We start from the raw sequence: 6,722 nt of genomic DNA, 5'->3' as shown, positions 1-6,722 counted from the left end.
GGGAGCCCCTCCCCCCACCCCCATCCCCTCCTCACTGGTCCGCCCACCCCCCCCCCCCCCCCCCCACTCTCCTCCCCCCCCCCCCCCCTCCCCCCTCCTCCCCCCCCCCTCCCCCCCCCCCCCACCACCGTTCAGGGGGTGGGCGGTGGGCGGAACTCGACCGGGGCGGCGAAGGCGGCGCGGCGGGTGGCTCGGCGGAGGGCGCGGAGGACGGTGGTGCCGAGGGTGAGGCAGAGGACGACGGTGAGGACGGCGCGGGGGAGGTCCCAGCCGAGGGAGGTGGTGAGGCAGTAGGCGGCGAAGCGGACCAGGTTGGCGCTCACGTCGTCCCCCGGGACGAAGGAGATCGAGCCGGACAGGCCGGCGATATAAGGCCAGCCCTGGAGGTTCATCACCGTGCCGTAGAGCAGTGAGGCGACGGCGCCGTAGCCGGCGAGCAGGGCGAGTTCGCGGCGGCCGCGCAGGGTGGCGGTGCCCGGGAGCAGGCCGGCGCCCAGGCAGACCCAGCCCATGGCGAGCATCTGGAACGGCAGCCAGGGGCCGACCCCGCCGGTCAGCAGCGCGGAGGCGAACATCGAGAGCGAGCCGAGGACGAAGCCGAAGCCGGGGCCGAGGACCCGCCCGGCGAGCACCATCAGGAAGAACATCGGCTCCAGGCCGGCGGTGCCCGCGCCGAGCGGGCGCAGCGCGGCGCCCGCCGCCGCCAGGACGCCGAGCAGGGCGACCGACTTGGCGTCCAGTCCCGGCGCGCCGCCGCCGGCCGTGCGGCCCTCGGAGATCTGGGCGATCACCACCGCGAGGAGGAGCGGCAGGAGCAGGGCGAACAGCCAGGGGGCGTCGGTGGAGTGGCCCACCAGGGCGGAGTCGGTGGCGGCGAGCAGCGGCCAGCCGAAGGCGGCCACGCCGACCGAGGAGGTGAGCAGCAGGGTGGCGATCGAGCGGCGGCCGAGGGGGACGGGGCGGTTCCCCGCGCGCGGGGTGCGGTTCGTCCGGCTTGGGTTCGTTCGGCTTCGGGGCATTCGGCTTCGGTTCATTCGGCGCTCCCGGCGAGGGCCCGTTCGACCTGGTGGACGGTGAGCCAGGGCCCGGGCGCGAGGATCTTGGAGACCTGCGGGGCGAAGGTGGGGGAGGAGACCACCACCTCCGGGGTCGGGCCGTCCGCGACGATCTCTCCGTCGGCCAGGATCACCGTGCGGTGGGCGAGTTCGGCCGCGAGCTCGACGTCGTGGGTGGCGAGCAGGACGGCGTGGCCCTCGGCGGCGAGCGTCCGCAGGATCTCCACCAGGCGGGCCTTGGCGGCGTAGTCGAGACCCCGGGTGGGCTCGTCGAGCAGGATCAGCGGCGGCCGGGCGGTGAGCACCACGGCCAGTGCCAGAGTGAGCCGTTGGCCCTCGGAGAGGTCGCGCGGGTGGGTGGCGTCGGCGATGCCGGGCAGTAGCCGCTCCACCAGGGCGCGGCAGGTACCCGGATCGGCGCCCGCGTCGCCGTCCGCCGCGGCGCACTCACCGGCGACGCTCTCCCCGTACAGCAGGTCGCGCGGGTCCTGCGGGACGAGGCCGACCTGGCGGATCAGCTCGGCGGGCCGGGTGCGGTGCGGGGTCCGGCCGCCGACCCGGACGCTGCCGGCGGCGGGGGCGTGCAGGCCGACCAGGGCGCCGAGCAGGGTGGACTTGCCGGCGCCGTTGCGGCCCATGAGTGCCGTGATCTCCCCGGGATGGAGGGCGAGGTCCACTCCGCGCAGAGCCGGGACGGGTCCGCGCTTGACGGCGAGGCGGTCGGCGGTGGCGAGCGGGGCGGCGGCCGGGTCGGTGGGTGCGGCGGCGGGGCGCAGGCCGTCCAGTCGGGTGCGGAGGGTGGCGGCCTTGCGGCGGGCGTCGCGGACCGTGAGCGGCAGCGGGGTCCATCCGGCGAGCCGGCCGAGGCCGACCACGGGCGGGTGGACGGGTGAGTGCGCCATCACCTCGGCCGGTTCGCCGAGGACGGGCGGGGCGCCGGGGGTCAGCAGCAGGACCTGGTCGGCGTACTGCACGACCCGCTCCAGCCGGTGCTCCGCCATCAGGACGGTGGTGCCCAGGTCGTGGACCAGGCGTTGCAGGACCGCCAGCACCTCCTCGGCGGCGCCCGGGTCGAGGGCCGAGGTGGGCTCGTCCAGGACCAGGACGCGCGGGTGGACGGTGAGCACCGAGCCGATGGCGACGCGCTGTTGCTGGCCGCCGGAGAGCGAGCCGAGCGCGCGGTCGCGCAGCTCGGCGAGGCCGAGCAGGTCGAGCGTCTCCTCGACCCGGCGCCGCATCACGTCCGGCGCCAGGCCCAGCGACTCCATGCCGTAGGCGAGTTCGTCCTCGACCGTGTCGGTGACGAAGTGGGCGAGCGGGTCCTGGCCCACCGTGCCGACCAGGTCGGCGAGTTCGCGCGGCCGGTGCTCCCGGGTGTCGCGCCCGGCGACGGTCACCCGGCCGTGCAGCACGCCGCCGGTGAAGTGCGGGACGAGGCCGCTGACGGTGCCCAGCAGGGTGGACTTGCCGGAGCCGGAGGGGCCCACCAGCAGGCAGAGCTCCCCTTCGGGGACGGTCAGGTCGACGCCGCCGAGCGCCGGGGCCTCGGCGTCGGCGTACTGGACGGAGACCTGCTCGAAGGTGATCACGAGGCCCTCCGGGGCGGGTGCGGGGTGACGAACGCCGGTACCAGGCCGATCAGTACGGCGAGGACGGCGGTCAGGGGCAGGGCGGGAGCGGTCGGCGGGACGACGGTCGGGGCGAAGGCGGCGGGATCGAGGGCGGAGAGCCAGATCGTCAACGCGGCCACGGCGGCGCCCGATCCGGCGGTCAGCCACTCGGGGAGGGCCCACGGGTCGGGGCGGTAGCGCGTCCGGGGGGAGCGGCGGCCGCCGAGCAGTAGACCGGCGAAGGCCGCGGCCAGGCCGAGCAGCAGGACGGGCGCCGCCCAGCCGGCACCGCCGGCGGTGAGCAGTCCGTAGGCGGCGAGGCAGATCCCGAGCAGGCCGGACAGGGTGAGCGCGGCGGTGGTGCGGGCGAGGCGGGGCGGGACGTCGGTGGTGCGGCCGAAGCCGCGGGTGTCCATCGCGGCGGCCAGTGCGACCGAACGCTCCAACGCGCCCTCCAGGACGGGCAGTCCGACGCTCAGCACGGCGGCCACGCCCCGGTCGGTGCGCCCGCGCAGACGGCGGGCGGCGCGCAGCCGCTGCACGTCGGCGACCAGGTTGGGCGCGAAGGTCATCGCGACCACGACGGCCACCCCCGCCTCGTAGAGCGCGCCGGGCAGCGTGCGCAGCAGGCGGGTCGGACTGGCGAGGGCGTTCGCGGCGCCGACGCAGACCAGCAGGGTGGCCAGCCGCAGCCCGTCGTAGAGCGCGGCGAGCAGGCCCTCGACGGTGACCCGGCCGCCGATCCGGACGCCCTGCGCCCAGGCGGGCAGCGGTACTTCGGGGAGGGTGAGGAGGACGTGGGTGCCGGGGATCGGGGAGCCGAGCAGGACCGCGAAGACCAGGCGGATGCCGAGGACCACCAGGCCGAGGCGGAGGAACGCGCCGTAGGAACGGGACCACGGCGCGTCCCCGCGGCGGGCGGCCACGACGTAGCCGGCGACGGCGGCGAGCAGGAGGAGCAGCAGCGGGTTGGTGGTGCGGGTGGCGGCCGCGCCGAGGCCGAGTGCCCACAGCCACCAGGCGCCGGGGTGCAGTTGGCGGGGGCCGAGCGGGGTGCGGGCGGCGCGCGGGGTGCGGCGGGGAGGCCGGGGGAGGCGGGCGCGGCGCGGGGGGCGGGGCTGGCCGGGGGCGCGGGGTGTGGTCACGGGGTGGGGTCCAGGTCGGGGCGGGTGGGGGAGAGGGTGGAGGGCGGGTGCAGGTGTGGGTGCAGGTGCGGGGGTGGGGGCGGAGTAGGAAGTCGGCCGGGCCGACTTTCTACTCCGGGCGCTTCCTGCGGCCTTGTCCACGTTTCTGCGGGCGGGGCTCTGCTTTCGCTTGGGGCCCGGGGTTTCTGTAGACCGGTCGGTATATGTAGACCGGTCTACTGAGACGGGCTGCTCTCTATGTAGACCGGTCGGTATAGAGGTCTCGGTCCGGCCCAGGGTAGGGCTGGGGGCCCGCTAGGCCCGGTCCGGCCCGGGGGCCGGGTTGGGCTGACGGGCCGGGCGCGTGGTGCGCGCCCGGCCCGGCACCCCTTCTATGCAGACCGGTCTACATAGGTGGACCGGTCTACATATTCGGCCCGACTCAGCGGCGACGGCGGGCCTGCCAGACCGCACCGGCGGCCAGGGTGGCGACCAGGACGGCCCCGGCGATCAGGCCGATGTCGGGGCCGCTGCCGTGGTCACCGTCGGCGGAGCCGCCCCCGGAACCGTCCCCCGCACCGTTCGCGGCCGGTTTGTTCACCGCGCCGAGCTGGTCGCCGCAGCCGGCCTTCGGATAGCCGGCGATGGCACAGAGCAGGCCGTTGGTGTCGTACCGCAGTGGTGGGGCGACGGCCGCCAGGACCTCGGCCGAGTTGGCACCGGTGGGCACGACCGCGCAGGCCGTGCGGAGTCCGGGCGGGGTCTCGCCGGGGGAGTCGGCGGCGGTGCCGAAGTCCAGGACCACGGCGATGCGTTTGCGCCCCGGCTGTTCGGCGGTACCGCCGCAGGTGGTGGCGAAGTCCCCGGCGGCACCGGGCCGGGCGGCCTCCCGGCCGCCGTCGGGGCTGACGGCGAAGCGCCACCCGTCCACGCCCCCGTCCTGCGGCACGTACACGGCCGGGCCCTGCTGCTGGTAGCCCCAGGCGCCGTCGGACCACTTCCAGAACGACCAGTACCGGTACCCGGCGGCCTGCGCGGGCGCCGCGCCGATGACCAGCAGGATCAGCACCCCGGCGATCAGTCCGGCGAGGAACCGGACGACCGCGGCCACCACCCGCCGACGCCGCTGGGGGTCGGCACAGGCCCGCCCGGCACGAACAGCACCAGCGCGACCGACACCGGCGCGACCGACACCGGCATCGTCGGCATCGGCGGCGGGGGCGGTGGCCCGGGGGGTGCCGGGGGTGGTCACAGCTTCTGGCCCCGCCTGCGCTGCAGGCTCAGCAGCAGCCCGCCGCCGATGCCGATCAGCAGGCCGACGCCGATCACCCACCACTGGCCGAAGCCGCCGTCCTTCTTCTTCTCGGCCGGCGCCGAGGAGGCGGGGGCGGAGGCCGCACCGGTCGCCTTGGGCGCCGGGCCCAGCGCCGTCAGCTGCGCGACCAGGTCGCCGCCGAACGCGGCGGGGTCCCGCTGGGCGGCCTGGGCGACCAGCAGCAGGGTGGCGGTGGCCGAGGCGTCGGTGCCGCCCTTGGTCCAGGTGCCGCCCTCCTTGGCCAGCCAGTCCACCGCGCCGGTCGCCTGCTGCGGGTGCCCGCTCTGGATCAGGCCGAGCGCGGCCCAGGCGGTGGCGGTGTAGTCGGGGGTCGGGGCGGCCCCGGGCAGGGTCAGCGTCAGGTGCTGGTCACCGGCCGCGAGCTGGGCGGTGAGGTAGGCGCCGGCCGCCTCGGCGGAGTCCGCGCGCGCCACGAGCGGTTCCGTGGAGCCGTTCGCGCAGGGCAGGGCCTTGGGCGCGGCGTCCGTCCGGTTGGTGTTGGTGACCGGCAGCTTCCCGCCCGCCGCGGCGAGCGTGGCCTGGGCACTGGCCAGGGCGTTCGGGGCGAGCGCGCCGGCCGGGTCGGGCTGGTAGGCGAAGGCCCCGCGCTGGTCGGCGGGGGCGGCGCAGCCGAGCTGGAAGAGCGCCAGCCCGTCGTAGGCGCTCCGGCCCGCCTTGGCGACGGCCGCCGGGTCCAGCTTGGCGGCGAGCAGGGCGTTCACGGCCAGACCGGTGGAGTTGGCGTCACCGGGGCTGCCGGGGTTGTAGGCCCAGCTGCCGTCCGCGTTCTGGTTGGCCTTGAACCACTGGACGCCCTTGTCGACGGAGTCCTGGTGGCCGCCGAGCGCGACCAGGGCCTGGACGGCGACGGCGGTGGCGTTGCTGTCCTCGGTCTTGGGGTCGCACGCGGCGGAGGCGTCCGCACGGTAGGACGGCCAGCCGCCGTCCGCGCACTGCTGGCCGGTGAGCCAGGAGACGGCGGAGTCGGCCGGGGTCACCTTGGCGCCCGCCAGCGCGGTGAGGGCGAGGGACTGGCGCCACACGCCGTCGTACGTCGGGTCGCTCTTGCCGTAGAGGCCCTCGGGGACGGGCGCGGTGGCGCCGGCCGTGGGGCTGTCGGCGAGGGCCGGTGCGGCGGCGGCGCCGGCCAGCAGGGCGGCGGACAGGGCTGCGGCGCCCAGACGGGCGGCGGTGAGCATGGTGGGGTTGAGCCTTTCGATGAGCGGTGGGGTGGCCCGGGTGGGCCGTTCCGTAGACCTCGACGGTGCCGGGCACGGGGGTGCCCGGCATGGCCGCTCGCCTCTCTCCGGGCACTCCGACTGCCCCGGCCGTCCAGCGCCGGGCTCACGGTTGCGGGTCAGTGCCGGATTCGCGCCGGCTTTCCCCGGAGGAGAAGCGGGATGGAGTTGTCCTGCCCGTCGACTTTAGCCGCCGCGACCGTGACCGCCGTGCCTCCGGTCGCCGCGCGGAGGAGTCGGGGCGCCGACCGCGCCCGGACCCCGGAGCCACCCCAGCCCGAACCCACCCGAGCCCCGGAACCACCGACCCCGGCCCACCCCGACCGGTCCCGCCCGCGCCCCGAGAACAGGTTCCACTTCCCTGCCCCTTCCCCGCCCCG

Annotated in this window: 5 protein-coding genes; all 5 read right to left on the bottom strand. The window is 76.6% G+C overall.

Annotation, left to right across the window (positions count from 1 at the left end; genetic code table 11):
• Positions 1 to 131: 131 nt before the first annotated feature.
• A complete protein-coding gene (locus ACZ4UX_RS09090) occupies positions 132 to 1,019 on the bottom strand; it encodes an ECF transporter S component (protein WP_465706158.1) in 888 nt (295 codons plus the stop codon).
• Positions 1,020 to 1,030: 11 nt separating this feature from the next.
• On the bottom strand, positions 1,031 to 2,644 hold the full coding sequence (locus ACZ4UX_RS09085; protein WP_465706157.1) for an ABC transporter ATP-binding protein: 1,614 nt from the start codon (positions 2,642 to 2,644) through the stop codon (positions 1,031 to 1,033).
• On the bottom strand, positions 2,641 to 3,810 hold the full coding sequence (locus ACZ4UX_RS09080) for a CbiQ family ECF transporter T component (RefSeq protein ID WP_465706156.1): 1,170 nt from the start codon (positions 3,808 to 3,810) through the stop codon (positions 2,641 to 2,643). Before ACZ4UX_RS09080 ends, ACZ4UX_RS09085 begins: the two co-directional genes overlap by 4 nt.
• Before the next feature lie 421 nt (positions 3,811 to 4,231).
• The gene (locus ACZ4UX_RS09075; protein WP_465706155.1) at positions 4,232 to 4,903 is read right to left on the bottom strand and encodes an SCO2322 family protein; all 672 of its coding nucleotides are present in this window, start codon (positions 4,901 to 4,903) and stop codon (positions 4,232 to 4,234) included.
• A 134-nt stretch (positions 4,904 to 5,037) separates the two neighbouring features.
• Positions 5,038 to 6,303, bottom strand: a complete 1,266-nt coding sequence (locus tag ACZ4UX_RS09070) for a prenyltransferase/squalene oxidase repeat-containing protein (RefSeq protein ID WP_465706154.1) — start codon at positions 6,301 to 6,303, stop codon at positions 5,038 to 5,040.
• Positions 6,304 to 6,722 lie beyond the last annotated feature (419 nt).

The organism is Kitasatospora sp. NPDC028961 (genome assembly GCF_055564815.1).
This window is presented reverse-complemented; position numbering and strand designations above follow the sequence as displayed.